This window comes from Stenotrophomonas lactitubi, from assembly GCF_002803515.1.
Taxonomy (GTDB): domain Bacteria; phylum Pseudomonadota; class Gammaproteobacteria; order Xanthomonadales; family Xanthomonadaceae; genus Stenotrophomonas; species Stenotrophomonas lactitubi.
In genome coordinates, this window is the sequence record NZ_PHQX01000001.1 from 4,152,398 (window position 1) to 4,168,138 (window position 15,741).

General features: G+C 66.1%; 15 protein-coding genes. 3 read left to right on the forward strand and 12 right to left on the reverse strand.

Annotation, left to right across the window (positions count from 1 at the left end; all coding sequences use genetic code 11):
- Positions 1 to 353: 353 nt before the first annotated feature.
- From CR156_RS19405 to CR156_RS19440, 8 genes are all read right to left on the reverse strand, one after another.
- Positions 354 to 701, reverse strand: a complete 348-nt coding sequence (locus tag CR156_RS19405) for a lipid-A-disaccharide synthase N-terminal domain-containing protein (RefSeq protein WP_032973852.1) — start codon at positions 699 to 701, stop codon at positions 354 to 356.
- Entirely contained in the window at positions 701 to 1,423 is a 723-nt protein-coding gene (locus CR156_RS19410) for a glycosyltransferase family 2 protein (RefSeq protein WP_100554023.1), read from the reverse strand. The genes CR156_RS19405 and CR156_RS19410 overlap by 1 nt, the downstream gene beginning before the upstream one ends.
- A 90-nt stretch (positions 1,424 to 1,513) precedes the next feature.
- Positions 1,514 to 2,479 carry an NAD-dependent epimerase/dehydratase family protein gene (locus CR156_RS19415; RefSeq protein ID WP_100554024.1) on the reverse strand — a complete coding sequence of 322 codons (966 nt, stop codon included), beginning with the start codon at positions 2,477 to 2,479 and terminating at the stop codon, positions 1,514 to 1,516.
- Positions 2,480 to 2,543: 64 nt separating this feature from the next.
- Positions 2,544 to 3,269, reverse strand: a complete 726-nt coding sequence (locus tag CR156_RS19420; protein ID WP_100554025.1) for a suppressor of fused domain protein — start codon at positions 3,267 to 3,269, stop codon at positions 2,544 to 2,546.
- A 142-nt stretch (positions 3,270 to 3,411) separates the two neighbouring features.
- Positions 3,412 to 4,332, reverse strand: coding sequence for a ParB/RepB/Spo0J family partition protein (locus CR156_RS19425; RefSeq protein WP_089237881.1), 921 nt, complete (start codon positions 4,330 to 4,332; stop codon positions 3,412 to 3,414).
- Positions 4,332 to 5,129, reverse strand: a complete 798-nt coding sequence (locus tag CR156_RS19430; protein WP_025878788.1) for a ParA family protein — start codon at positions 5,127 to 5,129, stop codon at positions 4,332 to 4,334. The genes CR156_RS19425 and CR156_RS19430 overlap by 1 nt, the downstream gene beginning before the upstream one ends.
- A 112-nt stretch (positions 5,130 to 5,241) precedes the next feature.
- Complete coding sequence (rsmG, locus tag CR156_RS19435) at positions 5,242 to 5,880, reverse strand: 16S rRNA (guanine(527)-N(7))-methyltransferase RsmG (RefSeq protein WP_099819925.1); 639 nt, start codon at positions 5,878 to 5,880, stop codon at positions 5,242 to 5,244.
- A gap of 39 nt (positions 5,881 to 5,919) precedes the next feature.
- Positions 5,920 to 6,519: a 4'-phosphopantetheinyl transferase family protein gene (locus CR156_RS19440; protein WP_089237883.1), complete on the reverse strand. Its 600-nt coding sequence runs from the start codon at positions 6,517 to 6,519 to the stop codon at positions 5,920 to 5,922.
- Positions 6,520 to 6,603: 84 nt separating this feature from the next.
- Between CR156_RS19440 and CR156_RS19445 the strand changes: the two genes are divergently transcribed.
- Positions 6,604 to 6,855: a GlsB/YeaQ/YmgE family stress response membrane protein gene (locus tag CR156_RS19445; RefSeq protein WP_025878785.1), complete on the forward strand. Its 252-nt coding sequence runs from the start codon at positions 6,604 to 6,606 to the stop codon at positions 6,853 to 6,855.
- 51 nt (positions 6,856 to 6,906) lie between these two features.
- Here the strand turns inward: CR156_RS19445 and xth are convergent, their stop codons facing one another.
- The 4 genes from xth to CR156_RS19465 all read right to left on the reverse strand — a co-directional run bounded on the left by xth (position 6,907) and on the right by CR156_RS19465 (position 12,686).
- On the reverse strand, positions 6,907 to 7,674 hold the full coding sequence (gene xth / locus CR156_RS19450; RefSeq protein ID WP_100554026.1) for an exodeoxyribonuclease III: 768 nt from the start codon (positions 7,672 to 7,674) through the stop codon (positions 6,907 to 6,909).
- Between the two features lie 146 nt (positions 7,675 to 7,820).
- Entirely contained in the window at positions 7,821 to 9,227 is a 1,407-nt protein-coding gene (locus tag CR156_RS19455; protein WP_100554027.1) for a coniferyl aldehyde dehydrogenase, read from the reverse strand.
- Positions 9,228 to 9,497: 270 nt separating this feature from the next.
- Positions 9,498 to 11,153, reverse strand: coding sequence for an MFS transporter (locus CR156_RS19460; protein WP_100554028.1), 1,656 nt, complete (start codon positions 11,151 to 11,153; stop codon positions 9,498 to 9,500).
- 111 nt (positions 11,154 to 11,264) lie between these two features.
- Positions 11,265 to 12,686, reverse strand: a complete 1,422-nt coding sequence (locus CR156_RS19465; RefSeq protein WP_100554029.1) for a DcaP family trimeric outer membrane transporter — start codon at positions 12,684 to 12,686, stop codon at positions 11,265 to 11,267.
- A 245-nt stretch (positions 12,687 to 12,931) separates the two neighbouring features.
- On the opposite strand from CR156_RS19465, the gene acs reads away from it, so the two are divergent.
- The gene (gene acs / locus CR156_RS19470; RefSeq protein ID WP_100554030.1) at positions 12,932 to 14,875 is read left to right on the forward strand and encodes an acetate--CoA ligase; all 1,944 of its coding nucleotides are present in this window, start codon (positions 12,932 to 12,934) and stop codon (positions 14,873 to 14,875) included.
- Between the two features lie 121 nt (positions 14,876 to 14,996).
- Positions 14,997 to 15,662 (forward strand): response regulator transcription factor, encoded by a 666-nt coding sequence (locus tag CR156_RS19475; RefSeq protein WP_006477308.1) that lies wholly within the window; start codon positions 14,997 to 14,999, stop codon positions 15,660 to 15,662.
- Positions 15,663 to 15,741: the final 79 nt, after the last annotated feature.

The window sequence follows — 15,741 nt, forward strand, 5'->3', positions numbered from 1 at the left end:
CCGGCGCTACCGATGCACTACCCAGGCAGGACCGGGAACGGCCGCAGGCCGGGACCCCAGCGCCGAAGGCGCGCGGTAGCGCGGGGCCATGCCCCGCGAGCGCACAGCGCGGCCGACGTTGGCGGTCATCCCACAGCCGCCGGGCATGGCCCGGCGCTACCGATGCACTACCCAGGCAGGACCGGGAACGGCCGCAGGCCGGGACCCCAGCGCCGAAGGCGCGAGGTAGCGCGGGGCCATGCCCCGCGAGCGCGCAGCGCGGCCGACATTGGCGGTCATCCCAGAGCCGCCGGGCATGGCCCGGCGCTACCGATGCACAGCGGTGCCGACCAAGGTCGGCATCTACCAACGTCTCAGTGGCTGGCCTTGTCCCGCTTCCAGCCGCGGTGCTTGATGTCCAGCTGCAGGCTGTACAACGCGGTGAACGCAGGGAACAGGTTCTGCAGCACGCCCACCGAGTCCTGTTTGGCCGAGAACAGGAAGTAGCTCAGCGTCATCAGGCTGCCGACCACGCTCATGTACCAGAACAGGCGCGGGATCACCGGCTTGCCGGCGCGCTTGGAAGCAACGAACTGGACCAGCCAGCGGCCGCCAAACATCAACGCACCGGTGTAGCCGATCAGTTTCCAGCCAGTCACATGCAGGCCGGTCCAGTACAGCCAGGTCAGCGGCTGGTCCAGCCAGTGCAGCGCCAGACCCATCATCGCTCTTCCACCGCGGTGCGCTTGCTGCGGGTAATCAGCCAGGCCACGCCACGCAGGTCGCGGATGCCGACCAGTGCGCGGCCGAGGTTGTTGTACTTGGACACGCCCGCAGTGCGGTGGCGATGATTGACCGGCACGCTGGTGGTCGTCCAGCCGGCGCGCTGCATCAATGCCGGCAGGTAGCGATGCATGTGGTCGAAGTACGGCAGATCGAGGAAGGCGTTGCGCTCGAACAGCTTGATGCCGCAGCCGGTATCGGGGGTGTCATCGCGCAGCATGCGCGCGCGGATGGCGTTGGCCCACTTGCTGGCCCAGCGCTTGCTGCCGCTGTCCTGGCGGTTGACGCGCCAGCCGGCGAACAGCTTCACCTGGGCATCGGCGGCACCGCGGGCCTGCAGCAGCTTGGGGATGTCGGCCGGATCGTTCTGGCCATCACCGTCGAGGGTGGCGATCCACGGTGCACGCGCATGCTTGACGCCGGTACGTACCGCGGTGCTCTGCCCGCTCTGAGAAACGTGGTGCAGCACCCGCAGTTCCGGCGTGGTGGCCTTCAGGCCCTGCAGCACGGCCAGGGTGTCATCGCGCGAATGATCGTCGATGTAGACGATCTCGAACGGCAGCCGGCCGCGCAGTGCAGCGGTGATTTCGGCCACCAGGGGCGCGACGTTGTCGCGCTCGTTGAATACTGGGACGACGACGGACAGCTCGGGTTGGCTCATGGGGGGACTCGGCCAAGGAGGGACAAAGACCGCGCATTTTCCGACGCCGAGGTTATCCGAAGATGAATCCGGCAGTGTGAGGATGCGTTCTCACGCGCGATCAGCAAAATACTCGCGGCACCACTGCACCACCGGCGGCAGGCCCTGTTCGATCGGCATGACCGGTTCGTAGCCAAATGCGTCATGTGCGCGCTGGGTATCGGCCATCGTGCGTACCATGTCGCCCGGCTGCATCGGCTTGTACACCTTCTGCGCGGGGCGACCAGCGGCCTGCTCGATCACGCCGATGAAGCGCTCCAGCTCGACCGGCGTGTGGTTGCCGAGGTTGAACACCCGGTGCGGCACCGGACCATCAGCCGGGTGCGCGAGGGCGCCGAGAATACCGGCAACGATGTCGGAGACATGTGTGAAGTCGCGCTGCATGCGGCCTTCGTTGAACACATCGATCGAACGACCGGCCAGCACCGCGCGCGAGAACAGCAGCGGCGCCATGTCCGGCCGACCCCACGGGCCGTACACGGTGAAGAAGCGCAGGCCGGTGGCATGCAGGCCATACAACTGCGCGTAGGTGTAGGCCATCAGTTCATTGGCGGCCTTGGTTGCTGCGTACAGCGAGCGCGGCTGGTCCACGCGCTGGTCTTCGGAGAACGGCGGCGTAGCCGAATCGCCATACACCGAACTGCTGGATGCATACACCAGATGCTGCACGCCACGGTGGCGGCACAGCTCGAGCATGTTGACGAAGCCGACCAGGTTGCTGTCGACGTAGGCGTGCGGGTTTTCCAGCGAATAGCGCACGCCGGCCTGTGCGGCCAGGTGGATCACCGCCGTCGGCTGTATTTCGTCGAACAGCGCGGCCAGGCCGTCGCGGTCGGTCAGGTCCAGCGTGCGCAGGTCCAGCGTCGGGCACAGTGCGGCCACGCGGTCGCGCTTGATCTGCGGGTCGTAGTAATCGTTGAAGTTGTCCAGGCCGACCACGGACTGACCCGCATCAAGCAGGGCACGCGCGGTGTAGGCACCGATGAAGCCGGCTGCGCCGGTAAGCAGGATGGTCATTGCGGTGGGCCTGGAATTCAGCGGTCAATTCAACGGTTACAGAGTTTGATGGTACGCGCAGGGCCTAGAACAGGCCGAAACGCTTCTTGGCCACATTGGTGCGCCCCGGCTGGATGACATCCTGGATGTTCTTCGCATCGAAGCGGTCCAGCAGGGTTTCCGAATCCTTCTTCAGCTTCAGATCCATCTCTTCCGGGTACAGCGGCACGATCGCCATGAATTCGATGGTCTTGCCGTCTTCCAGCTCCAGCGTGCCGAAGTCGTCCGGAGTGGTGACCGGCGGCAGCACGATGGCGCCATCGAATCCCACGCCCGGCGCATAGGGCTCGGACGGATGACCGTTGGGAATGGTGTGGCCGAAGCCCAGCCAGGTGTCGTACTCATGCGGCAGCCGTGCCAGCGTCTTCAACAGGCGCACCGGCCAATAGTTGCGTTCGTCCTCGAAGGCATCCTGGGTGATCGGCCAATCCGCCGGCAAGGTCACCATCAGTTCCATGTGCCGGGGGGCGTCCACCTCATCGGGCACGGCCATCGGCAGATCGCTCATGCCCGAGGTCACCAGCCGCAGGTACGGACACGCGTCGCTGGCCGGCACCACGTGCACGTCGATGTGCACGATATCGGAGATGATTTCGTGGAAGACGCCGGAGATCGGGCCAAGATGACGCTCGATGTAGGCGCTGATCGCCTCGATGTGTTCTTCGCCGTGGGCCGGGGTGAAGTCCTTCTCGCGGCTGTGCACGAGAATCGGGCTGCCGCCCGGGCTGACGTCGTCGATTTCAATGGTCATGTCCTGCTCCCTGGATGAGCCACGGGGCGGAGCGGCCCACCTGCGGTGGACGACGCGGCCTCCGGCACGCGCGGCGGTGCGTTCCCTGCAATCGACGGAGCACGGCAGGAACAGGCCGTGCGCCCATGAAACTGCGCCGGGGTCAGCCCTGGCGCGTGCGCAGCCGCTCCAGCACGCCATCGAGCGTGTCCAGGTTGGCGTAATGGATGATCAGCTTGCCCTTGCCACCGCGACCATGGTTGATCGCAACCGAGGTACCCAGCACTTCGGACAGCTCGGTCTCCAGCGAGGCGATATCGGCCTGCTGCACCTTGGCCACCGGCTGCGGACGGTTGCTCGGCACCTTGCCGGCGGCGAACGCCTGCGCACGACGCTCGACCTCGCGCACCGACCAGCCCTCATCGGCCGCTTCCTGGGCCAGCTTGCTGGCCAGTTCCGGGGCCAGGGTCAGCAGCGCGCGGGCGTGCCCCATCTCCAGCCGGCGCGTTTCCAGCAGCAGGCGGATGGCGATCGGCAGCTCCAGCAGGCGCAGCAGGTTGGACACCGCCGCGCGCGAGCGGCCGACCGCCTCGGCCGCCTCGGCATGGGTCAGGGTGAATTCGCTGATAAGGCGCTGCAGCGCTTCGGCTTCTTCCAGCGGGTTGAGGTCTTCACGCTGGATGTTCTCGATCAGCGCCATCGCGATGACGGTGCGGTCTTCCAGCTCGCGCACCACCACCGGCACTTCGTCGAGGCCAGCCAGCTGCGAGGCGCGCCAGCGACGTTCACCGGCGACGATTTCGAAGTTGCCTGCCGGCAGCTGGCGCACCAGGATCGGCTGGATCACGCCCTGCGACTTGATCGAGTCGGCCAGTTCGGACAGCTTGCCCTGGTCCATTTCGCGACGCGGCTGGTACTTGCCCGGCTGCAGCTGGCCTACCGGCAGCTTGCGCAGCACTTCACCGGGCAGCGGCTCGATCACCGCCGTGCTGGCCTGCACCTGGCTGACCGCGCCCTTGGGCCCCAGCAGGGCGTCCAGGCCGCGGCCGAGGCCACGCTTCTTGGCGGCAGGCTTGCTGGTCATCAGACGGTCTCCACGGCCTTGGTGGCCTTGTTGCGTTCGTTGTTGCGGCGGATGATCTCGCCGGCCAGGCCGAGGTAGGCCACGCCGCCACGCGAAGCACGATCGTAGCCGACGATGCTCTGGCCATGGCTGGGCGCCTCGGCCAGGCGTACGTTGCGCGGCACGATGGTGCGGAACACGCGGTCACCGAAATGCTCGGTGAGCTCGGCCGACACGGCATTGGCCAGGTTGTTGCGCACATCGAACATGGTGCGCAGCACGCCTTCGATCTCCAGCGCCGGGTTGAGGTTGGCGCGCAGCGCTTCGATGGTTTCCACCAGCGCGCTCAGGCCTTCCAGCGCGTAGTACTCGCACTGCATCGGCACGATCACCGAATCGGCGGCGGCCAGGGCGTTCAGGGTCAGCAGCGAAAGTGCCGGCGGGCAGTCGATCAGGATGTAGTCGTACTCGTCGCGGATCGGCGCCAGCGCGCGCTTCAGGCGCTGCTCGCGCTCGCTCTGCGCCATCAGCTGGATCTCGGCCGCGGTCAGGTCGATGTTGCCCGGCAACAGGTCGTAGCCTTCGGCGGTCTGCACGCGCACGTCGGCAGCGCTGGACTCGCCCAGCAGCAGATCGTAGGTGGAGGAGACCAGCTCGCGCTTGTCCACGCCACTGCCCATGGTCGCGTTGCCCTGGGAATCCAGGTCGACCAACAGCACGCGCTTGGGTGCGTTGGCCAGGGAAGCGGCCAGGTTGACGGCGGTCGTGGTCTTGCCGACGCCACCCTTCTGGTTGGCGATGGCGATGATGCGGGCCATGCGGGTGTGCCTCGTCGACGTGTGCTGGGACCGGTCATTATGCGTACAACCGGGCCCGTGCGGAAATCGTGGATCGCCAACCGCTTGTTCCACAAGGGGGTGGCGGCGGGGTTCAGGGGCCTGTGACAGTGACCAGATGGCGTTCGCCGGCCAGGCCGGGCACGCTCAGCGGGACCACCTCGCGCACCTGCCAACCGGCCGGCAGCGCTGCGATCTCCTCATGCGGGTAGACGCCCTTCATGGCCAGCAGCACGCCACCGGGGCGCAGCAGGTGGCCACCGACGCGGACGATGCCGGCCAGGGTGTCCATCGCGCGCGCGGTCAGCTGATCGTAGCTGCCCGGCTCGGCCAGCGCTTCGGCGCGCGACTCGGCCACGCGGGCATTGCCCAGGCCCAGCTGGCGCACCGCCTCGCGCATGAAGCGGGCTTTCTTGCCGTTGCTTTCCACCAGGGTGACCTGCAGGCCCGGGCAGGCGATCGCCAGCGGGATGCCCGGCAACCCGGGGCCGGTACCGAGGTCGGCCAGGCTGCCATCGGCCACGAACGGCTGCATCGCCAGCGAATCAAGCAGATGGCGGGTGACCATTTCCTGCGGATCGCGGATGGCGGTGAGGTTGTAGGTGCCGTTCCAGCGGTGCAGCAACGCCAGGTAGCGCAGCAGCGGCGGGGCCAGCTCGGCGGCCAGGCCCATGCTGGCCAGGCCCTGCTGCAGCGTGGACGCTACGCCGGCGGGAAGATCGTGTTCGCTCATTGCAACATTATCGCCGGTTTTCACTGCAGATTCGGCGATTCACTGCGGATACCAGGCCAATGCGGCGCGGAACTGGCCACTGGCCTGCCACTCGTGCAGGTGCCAGCGCGCCGCCTCGCCCAGTTCCGGGTCGCACCAGCGCAGGTGCAGCGCGCCATCGGCGGCCGGGGCCAGCTGCAGGCGGTGCAGGCCAAAGGAAATGCCCTGCCCGTGCGCCTTCAGCATGGCTTCCTTGGCGCACCAGACGCGGAAGAACCAATGCTCGCGGTCGGCCTCGTCCAGGCCCTGCAGCCAGACCACTTCGTCGGGATGGAAGAAGCGCTGGATGATTTCCAGCATGCGCGGGCGCGGCCGCAGCAGTTCCAGGTCCACGCCCAACCGCACGCCCTCGCCCAGCGCCACCAGCAGCACCTCGCCGCTGTGGCTCCAGCCGGTGCCGTAGTGGGCCAGCGCGCCGCTCAGCTCGGGGCGGCCCTTGTCATCGCGCAGCAGCGGCAGCGCATCCGGCTCGCCGCCCAGGGCCTGTGCCAGCACCTGCCGGGCCTGCGGCTCACCGCGCTGACCGGGCACGTGCGGGCAGCGCCAGACCGTAACCGGACCAAACCGCCAGGGGCCGTCGAGGGTGGCTGGCAGGCTCATCCGCACGCGGCCATCACGGGATTGCACGACGGGTTCACAGCGTTGCGCGTCAACTGGGCTCGGTTATCCACCGGAGAGTCGATCATGGGAATCATCATCTGGCTGATCGTCGGCGGCATCGTCGGCTGGCTGGCAAGCATCATCATGAAGCGCGATGGCCAGCAGGGCATCATCCTCAACATCGTGGTGGGCATCGTTGGCGCACTGATTTCCGGCTGGCTGTTCGGCGGCGGCATCAATGAAGCGATCACCCTCCGCACGTTCCTGTTCTCGCTGATCGGCGCGGTGATCCTGCTGGCGATCGTCAACCTGTTCACCCGCAAGAGCATACGCTGACGCGGAACACCGCTTGAATACGGGGCCCGGCAATCGCCGGGCCCCGTTCGTTCAACCCAACTGCACCCACGCCGGTGCATGGTCGCTGGGGCGTTCCCAGGTGCGCGGCTCGCGGTCGATGCCCGAGGCCACCACACTGCTCTTCAGTGCATCGGAGACCAGATTCAGGTCGATGCGCAGGCCGAGGTTGCGGCGGAAACCGGCCGCCCGGTAATCCCACCAGCTGAACGTGCCGGCCTCGTCGTTGTGCAGACGGAAGCCGTCGTGAAGGCCCAGCTGCAGCAGCTTGGCCAGCGCACCGCGCTCGGCGGTGGAGGTCAGGATGTGATTCTCGTTCCACACCTCCGGGTCGTGCACATCGCGCGCATCGGGAGCGATGTTGAAGTCGCCCATCACGATCAGCTTCGGATGCCGTTGCAGTTCTTCGGCGATCCACGCGTGCACCGCCTCCAGCCAGCGCAGCTTGTACTCGTACTTGTCGGTGCCGATGTCCTGGCCGTTGACCACATACAGGTTGATCACCCGCAGGTCGCCGAAGGTGCCGGCGATGACCCGCTTCTGCTCGTCCTCGAAGCCGGGAATGCCGATCTGCACGTCCTGCGCCGGCTCGCGCGACACCAGCGCCACGCCGTTATAGGTCTTCTGCCCGGCGAATACGCTGCGGTAACCGGCGGCGATCAGCACCGAATCCGGGAACTTGTGGTCCTCCAGCTTGGTTTCCTGGATACCGACGATGTCCGGGCCGAAGTCCTTGAGCCACTGCTCAAGGTGCGGCAGGCGGACATTGAGCGAATTGACGTTCCACGAGGCGATCTTCATGCGGGCATTCTACCCGGGTGGCCGGGATGGGGGTCGGCCCGGCTTCCCGTGTAGAGCCGAGCCCACGCTCGGCTGCTTCTGCCTGGACCAGCCAAGAGCAGCCGAGCGTGGGCTCGGCTCTACGGGAATGCGTCACCGGAATGGCTTCACCGCAGCAGCAACCTCAACAACCCGGCAATCTTCGAATACGGCGGCCGCAGCCGGTCACTGGCCGCCCAGCGCGACTGCCACAACACCGGCAACAGTTTGCTCATGGCATCGAACCCCGCCTGCCCGTGATACGCGCCCATGCCGCTGGCGCCAACTCCCCCGAACGGCAAACCATCAGCGGCGAAGTGCAGCAGCGTGTCATTCACCGTCACCCCGCCCGCCAGCACCTGGCCGAGGATACGCTCCACCGTCGCGCGGTCGTGGCTGAAGGGATACAACGCCAGCGGCCGGTCGCGGGCCACGATGTCGGCCAGCGCCGCATCCAGGTCCGGATACGCCCGCACCGGCAGGATCGGGCCGAAGATCTCCTCGCGCATCAGGTCCAGGTCATCCGGCGGGTCCAGCACTACCGTTGGCACCAGCAGGCGCTCGCGGTCGGCGCGCGCCTCATCCACCTGCGCCAACGCAATCACCGGCACGCCACGTTCGCGGGCTTGCGCCAGATAGCCCTGCAGGCGCCGGTACTGGCCTTCGTTGATGATCCGCGTGTAGTCACCCGCATCGCTGAAATCGCCGTAACGCTCGCGCACCTGCTGCTGCAGCGCCTGCACGAATTCGCGCTGCCGCACGCTGTCGATCAGCACGTAGTCCGGCGCGATGCAGGTCTGGCCAGCGTTGAACCACTTGCCGGTGGCCAGCCGCGCCGCGGCCCTATCCAACGGAAAATCGCGGCAGACGATGGCGGGCGACTTCCCGCCCAGCTCCAGCGTCAGCGGCACCAGATGTTCCGCCGCCGCCGCCATCACCTTGCGACCGACCGCGGTGGAACCGGTAAACACGAGGTGGTTCAGCGGTAGCGAAGACACCGCCGCAGCCACGTCCGCCCCACCCTGCACCACCGCCACGCGATCGGGCGGGAACACGCTGGCCAACAGATCGGCCAGGAACGCGCTGGTGTGAGGTGTGTGCTCGGAAGGCTTCAGCAGCACATGGTTGCCAGCGGCAATCGCAGTGGCCAACGGCACCAACGCCAGCGTGACCGGATAGTTCCACGGTGAGATCACCCCGACCACACCCAGCGGTGTCGGCCGCAGCTGCGCGCGCGCTGGCCACAGCTTCCAGCCAGCAGACGCATGACGCGGCTTCGACCAGCGTCGCAGGTGGCGGCGCAGGTGATCGATGGCCGACAGCACGCTCATGCCATCGGCCAGCTTTGATTCGACGTGGGCGCGGTGGCCGAAGTCCTCGGCGATGGCCGTGGCCATTTCATCCATGCGCGTCTGCAGCGCCTCGCGCAGGCGGCGCAGGTCGGCGTCGCGCTGGTCGAGCGAAGGGCGCTGGGCCTGCCAAGTGCTGCGCAGGGTGTGCAGGATGGCGGGGAGGTCGGCGGCTGAGGTGCTCATTCCGCGACTATACGGCGTGCGCACGTGAGGCGGCGGTCTCGATGGGATCAGATCCCTTTCGCGTGCGAAAGGGATCTGACCCCGGGCGCGAGAGGGCGTGTGGCTTCGGATGCTTGTCAACCGCGATGACGGCATTGAGCGCTGTCTGTTCGCGTCTGCGGAGTTTTGTGCCGCGCGTTGCGCGGTCGCCGAGCATGGCTCGGCGCTACAGGGAAACGAAAAGGCCGTGGTCTGCACCACGGCCTCTCCTTCATCCAATGAACATCACTCCTACTTGGTGATATCCACGTTCTTCGTCTCGCGCAGGAACAGGCCACCCACCACCACCGACATCAGCGCGATGATGATCGGATACCACAGGCCGTAGTACAGGTTGCCGGTACCGGCCACCAGCGCGAACGAGATCGCCGGCAGGAAGCCACCGAACCAGCCGTTGCCGATGTGGTACGGCAGCGACATCGAGGTGTAGCGGATGCGGGTCGGGAACAGTTCGACCAGATAGGCGGCGATCGGGCCGTAGACCATGGTCACGTACAGCACCAGCAGCCACAGCATGAAGATCGTGCCGGCGATGTTGATGCGCGAGCCATCAGCCTTGGCCGGGTAACCCGCAGTGACCAGTGCGCCCTTCAACTCCGCGCCGAACGCATCGGCCTTGGCCTTGCCGTCTTCCTTGCTCAGGCCGGCCGCTTCATACGAGGTCACGCTGGCGCTGCCAACGTTCACCATCGCCAGCGAGCCGGCGGCGGCGGGCTGCACGTCATACGGCACGCCGGCCTTGGTCAGCGCAGCGGTAGCCACGTCACAGGAGCTGGTGAACTTGCGCAGGCCAACCGGATCGAACTGGAACGAGCAGGTGTTCGGATCGGCAACCACGAGCGCCGGCGAGCTGCTGCGGGCTTCTTCGATGGCCGGATTGGCGAAGTGGGTCAGGCCCTTGAAGATCGGGATGTAGGTGATGGCGGCCAGCAGGCAGCCGGCGAGGATGATCTTCTTGCGGCCGATACGATCGGACAGCCAGCCGAAGAAGATGAAGAACGGCACGCCCAGTGCCAGCGCGGCTGCGATCAGCAGGTAGGAGGTGGTGGCATCGACCTTCAGCATGCTGCTGAGGAAGAACAGCGCGTAGAACTGGCCGCCGTACCAGACCACCGCCTGACCAGCAGCAGCACCGAGCAGAACCAGCAGCATCAGCTTCAGGTTGCCGCCCTTCAGGCTGTCACGGAACGGCGTCTTGGAACCCTTGCCTTCGGCCTTCATCTGCTGGAACAGCGGAGATTCGCTGAGCTGCAGGCGGATCCACACCGAGATGCCCAGCAGCACGATCGAGACCAGGAACGGAATGCGCCAGCCCCACGCCTCGAAGGCCTCGTTGCCGAGGAAGTAGCGGCAGGCCAGGATGATCAGCAGCGACATGAACAGGCCCAGCGTGGCGGTGCACTGGATGAAGCTGGTGTACAGGCCACGTTTGTCAGCCGGTGCGTGTTCGGCCACGTAGGTGGCAGCGCCACCGTACTCACCGCCCATCGCCAGGCCCTGGGCCAGACGCAGCACGATCAGGATCACCGGTGCGGCGAAGCCGATCGATGCGTAGTTGGGCAGCACACCGACCAGGAAGGTCGAGATGCCCATGATCAGGATGGTGACCAGGAAGGTGTACTTGCGGCCGATGCGGTCGCCGAGGCTGCCGAAGAAGGCCGCGCCGAACGGTCGCACGAAGAAGCCGGCAGCAAAGGCCAGCAGGGCGAAGATCATGCCCGTGGTTTCATTGACGCCACTGAAGAACTGCTTGGCGATGATCGCCGCAAGCGAGCCATACAGGAAGAAGTCGTACCACTCGAAAACGGTGCCCAGGCTGGACGCGAAGATGACCTTCTTGTGTCCCTGGGTAAGTTGGGCTTTCGCCGGTGCAGGTGTTGTGGACATGGGACGCTTTCCCTCTGTAGGTGCCGACCTTGGTCGGCACGCAGTCTTGGTAGATACCGACCATGGTCGGCACTCAATCTCGGTAGGTGCCGACCGTTGGTCGGCACTCGATCAGAAGCTGTACTTGGTCGTGAACTGCAGACGGGTGATGTCGCCCTTGTTGCCGTTCTCGATCTCGCGCTTGCCGTACATCAGCTCGGCACCGACATCGACCTTGGGCATCGGCGAATAGAAGATGTTGCCGCGGATGCTCTGCACGCTCTTGGTCACCAGCGGGCCGAGGATGCTGTCGTTGTCGTAGTCGCTGCGCGCGTAGATCAGGTTGGTGCGCAGCTTCGGCGAGAACGCATGGCGCCAACCGACGTAGCCGGCGATCACACCGGTCGGGTTGAGTTCGTCGCGTGCCACGTCATAGGCCGAATCGGCGGTGATGCCCAGGCCGATGTAGCGGGCGATACCCTCGCCACCGGTGAACTGGTAGTGCAGCGAATCGCTGTCACCCATCACCCACTTGCCGCCCAGGGTCAGGCCACCTGCCACCTTGTCAGCCTTGGCACCGGTGGCCTGGTTGTCGACCTTCAGCTGGCGGACCACGCCGCCGACACCGAAGGTGCCCCAGTCACCCTTCCAGCCATAACGCAGGGTCAGGTCCGGCAGGCTGCCGCGATCGGAGTTGGCGCTGGCATTGGTCCAGGCGCCGGTGACCGGATTGCGCGTACCGGTGAGGGTGGTGGTTTCCGGATTCTCCAGCGCGACGCTGAAGCCGCCCTTGGTGTAACGCAGCTGGGCCTGGCGCACGAAGATCACGCCATCGGTCGGACCGACGAAGTCGACCGCTTCCGGCAGCGATGCCGCATCCATGAAGTTCGACCAGGTCTGGCCGGCCATCCAGTTGTTCCAGTACATGTACGCATGGCGCAGGGTCACGCCATAGGTGTTGGTGGCAGTCTGGTTGCCCAGCGAATTGCCGAAGAAATCCATCTCGAAGAACGCGCCGGCCTTGTTGCCCGACTCGCTGACGTTGTCGATGCCCAGGTTGAAGCGCGAGAACTTGGCGTGGGCGTTGTAGTCCACGTCCGAGCGCTTGCCGCTGCCGCCGGCACCTTCCACCGGTGTCTGCCCGGGCAGGTACAGCGCGCGGCCGGTGGCATCGTCGGCCAGCTGGCCATCGCTGGTCTGGGTGGCCAGGAAATCGGCCTTGATGAAGCCGCCGATCTTGACCGTGGTACCCGGCGCGGCGCCGGGGGTAATGGTGGTGACCTGGATCGGCTGCTTGCCGGCAGGCACCGCCGGCTTCTGTTCGGCCTGCAGCGTGCGGACGTCGGTGACCGCCTGCTGGGTCTGCACGATCTGGGTCTGTTGCTGCTGTTGCGACGCCAGCAGCGCCTGCACCTGCCGCTCCAGTTCGGCGACGCGTGACTCCAGTGCCTTCTCTTTGGCGGTCTCGGCGAACGCCATGCCCGGTGCGACCAGGGCGACCAACAGGCAGGCCGCCAAAGGTGTGCGCACGGCTTTCAACGTACGGTGGCTCATGTTGCCCTCTCTCCCAAGTGGCAAGGTGATGCCGCGCGTGGGGCACGGTCGAGCCGAGACTGCGGGGCGTTTGCACGCACCGGCTATTGGCCATTGGTCGAACCCGGGCCTGCAGGGGCCCGACTTTCGACCAAGGTCTAACCGAAGTGGTGACGCGACCGGGGGTGGATGGGGCAAACTGAGGGGGAACGGCTGCGGCAATGCTGCGGCTGCACACACAAAGTCAACGTGCAAGTGAGGGTGCCATGGCTGATCTCTACCCCGTCGATCCGCAGTTCGCCGCCAAGGCGCGTATCGACAAGAACTCCTATGAACAGCAGTACCAGGCCTCGGTGTCCGATCCGGATGCGTTCTGGGGCAAGGCCGCCGAGCGGCTGGACTGGTCGCGCAAGCCGACCAGAATCAAGAACGTCAGCTACGACCTGGCCGACTTCCACATCAAGTGGTTCGAAGATGGCGAGCTCAACGCCAGCGTGAACTGCCTGGACCGCCAGCTGGAAAAACGCGGCGACAAGACCGCCCTGCTGTTCGAGCCGGACAGCCCGGATGCGCCGGCCCAGCACGTGACCTATCGCGAGCTGTACGAGCGCACCTGCCGTCTCGGCAACGCGCTGCGCAACCTGGGCGTCAAGAAGGGCGACCGGGTCACCATCTACCTGCCGATGATCGTCGACGCTGCCGTGGCCATGCTGGCCTGCGCGCGCATCGGCGCGATCCACTCGGTGGTGTTCGGTGGCTTCGCACCGAACTCGATCGCCGACCGTGTCAGCGACTGCCAGAGCAAGCTGATCATCACCGCCGACGAAGGCCTGCGTGGTGGCCGGAAGATTCCGCTGAAGGCCAACGTCGATGCGGCGCTGAAGCTGCCCGGCACCAATACCGTGGAAACCGTGCTGGTGGTGCGCCATACCGGCGGCGCGGTAGACATGCAGGCCCCGCGCGACCGCTGGTTCCATGACGTGGTCGACAGCCAGCCGGCCAGCTGCGAACCGGAACCGATGAACGCCGAGGATCCGCTGTTCATCCTCTACACCTCCGGTTCCACCGGCAAGCCGAAGGGCGTGCTGCATACCACCGCCGGTTACCTGCTGTACGCGGCCTACACCCATGAAGCGGTGTTCGACCTGCGCGAGGACGACATCTACTGGTGCACCGCCGACGTCGGCTGGGTCACCGGCCACAGCTACATCGTGTACGGCCCGCTGGCCAATGGCGCGACCTCGCTGATGTTCGAGGGCGTACCGAACTACCCCGATACCTCGCGCTTCTGGAACGTGATCGACAAGCACAAGGTGTCGATCTTCTACACCGCCCCCACCGCCATCCGCGCGTTGATGCGCGAGGGCGAGGAGCCGGTGAAGAAGACCTCGCGCGCGTCGCTGCGCCTGCTTGGCAGCGTCGGCGAACCGATCAATCCGGAAGCCTGGCGCTGGTATTACGAGGTGGTCGGCGACAGCCGTTGCCCGATCGTCGATACCTGGTGGCAGACCGAAACCGGCGGCATCCTGATCTCGCCGCTGGCCGGCGCGATGGATCTGAAACCGGGTTCGGCCACCCTGCCGTTCTTCGGCGTGCAGCCGGCCCTGGTCAACGCCGATGGCGAGATCAAGGACGGCCCGACCGAAGGCAACCTGATCATCCGTGATTCCTGGCCGGGCCAGATGCGTACGGTGTATGGCGACCACCAGCGCTTCATCGATACCTACTTCCGCACCTACCCGGGCAGCTACTTCACCGGTGACGGCTGCCGCCGCGATGAAGACGGCTACTACTGGATCACCGGCCGCGTGGACGATGTGATCAACGTATCCGGCCACCGCATCGGCACCGCCGAAGTGGAAAGCGCGCTGGTCTCGCATCCGAAGGTGGCCGAGGCCGCCGTGGTCGGCTTCCCGCACGACGTGAAGGGCCAGGGCATCTATGCCTACGTCACCCTGGTCGCGGAAGAGGCGCCGAGCGACGAGCTGCAGAAGGAACTGGTCGCCTGGGTGCGCAAGGAAATCGGCCCGATCGCTACGCCAGATCATCTGCAGTGGGCGCCGGGCCTGCCGAAGACCCGTTCGGGCAAGATCATGCGCCGCATCCTGCGCAAGATCGCCGAGAACGCGCCGGACCAGCTCGGCGACACCTCGACCCTGGCCGATCCGTCGGTCGTGGCTTCGCTGGTGGACGAACGCAAGGTCCGTTGATGACGTGAGCGCGAGCACAGGACGCGCCACGAACGTGGCCGGGAGGAGGGACCCGGCCATGTTCAACCCGTCCTGTGCCAGCCATCACACCGCCCTTTTTCCTGATCGATAAGCTCGACCCATGACCACCCTCCTGATTGCCGATGACCATCCGTTGTTCCGCGAAGCCCTGCGGGGTGCCGTGCAGCGGGTCATTCCGGGCGTTCAACTGTTCGAGGCCGACAGCGTGGAAGCGTTGTATGCACTGGCCGACCAGCACAACGACGCCGACCTGGTCCTGATGGATCTCAACATGCCCGGCGCACAGGGCTTCAACGCGCTGGTGCACATGCGCTCGCTGCATCCGCACCTGCCGGTGGTGGTGGTCTCCGCACGCGAAGAAGCCACGGTGATGCGTCGCGCACTCGACCACGGCGCACTGGGCTTCATTCCGAAGTCCGCTGATTCGGACACGATCGGCCATGCGCTCGGCACCATCCTCGATGGCGAGACCTGGGCGCCGCCGGAAGCACACAACGTGCCGCCGACCGGCAGCGAAGAACGCGAAGTCGGCCAGCGTCTGCGCGAGCTGACCCCGCAGCAGTTCCGCGTGCTGCAGATGCTCGGCGCGGGCCGCTTGAACAAGCAGATCGCCTACGACCTCAACGTCTCCGAAGCAACGATCAAGGCGCACGTCACCGCGATCCTGCGCAAGCTGGGCGTGACCAACCGCACCCAGGCGGTGCTGATGGCCGGCAAGCTGGCGATCGACGACGACGCCATCGTGCTGCCGCCGGAAGAAGACTGATCGTGACGAACTTTGGAGCCGAGCATGGGCTCGGCTCTACAGACTTCATGATGCATTTGTAGAGCCGAGCCCACGCTCG

Coding starts and splice junctions, on each gene's coding strand:
- CR156_RS19420 (WP_100554025.1), bottom strand. CDS start 3,269: ATGACCATTGAAATCGACGACGTCAGCCCGGGCGGCAGCCCGATTCTC.
- CR156_RS19415 (WP_100554024.1), bottom strand. CDS start 2,479: ATGACCATCCTGCTTACCGGCGCAGCCGGCTTCATCGGTGCCTACACC.
- CR156_RS19465 (WP_100554029.1), bottom strand. CDS start 12,686: ATGAGCCACCGTACGTTGAAAGCCGTGCGCACACCTTTGGCGGCCTGC.
- rsmG (WP_099819925.1), bottom strand. CDS start 5,880: ATGAGCGAACACGATCTTCCCGCCGGCGTAGCGTCCACGCTGCAGCAG.
- CR156_RS19460 (WP_100554028.1), bottom strand. CDS start 11,153: ATGTCCACAACACCTGCACCGGCGAAAGCCCAACTTACCCAGGGACAC.
- CR156_RS19475 (WP_006477308.1), top strand. CDS start 14,997: ATGACCACCCTCCTGATTGCCGATGACCATCCGTTGTTCCGCGAAGCC.
- CR156_RS19440 (WP_089237883.1), bottom strand. CDS start 6,519: ATGAGCCTGCCAGCCACCCTCGACGGCCCCTGGCGGTTTGGTCCGGTT.
- xth (WP_100554026.1), bottom strand. CDS start 7,674: ATGAAGATCGCCTCGTGGAACGTCAATTCGCTCAATGTCCGCCTGCCG.
- CR156_RS19410 (WP_100554023.1), bottom strand. CDS start 1,423: ATGAGCCAACCCGAGCTGTCCGTCGTCGTCCCAGTATTCAACGAGCGC.
- CR156_RS19425 (WP_089237881.1), bottom strand. CDS start 4,332: ATGACCAGCAAGCCTGCCGCCAAGAAGCGTGGCCTCGGCCGCGGCCTG.
- acs (WP_100554030.1), top strand. CDS start 12,932: ATGGCTGATCTCTACCCCGTCGATCCGCAGTTCGCCGCCAAGGCGCGT.
- CR156_RS19455 (WP_100554027.1), bottom strand. CDS start 9,227: ATGAGCACCTCAGCCGCCGACCTCCCCGCCATCCTGCACACCCTGCGC.
- CR156_RS19405 (WP_032973852.1), bottom strand. CDS start 701: ATGGGTCTGGCGCTGCACTGGCTGGACCAGCCGCTGACCTGGCTGTAC.
- CR156_RS19445 (WP_025878785.1), top strand. CDS start 6,604: ATGGGAATCATCATCTGGCTGATCGTCGGCGGCATCGTCGGCTGGCTG.
- CR156_RS19430 (WP_025878788.1), bottom strand. CDS start 5,129: ATGGCCCGCATCATCGCCATCGCCAACCAGAAGGGTGGCGTCGGCAAG.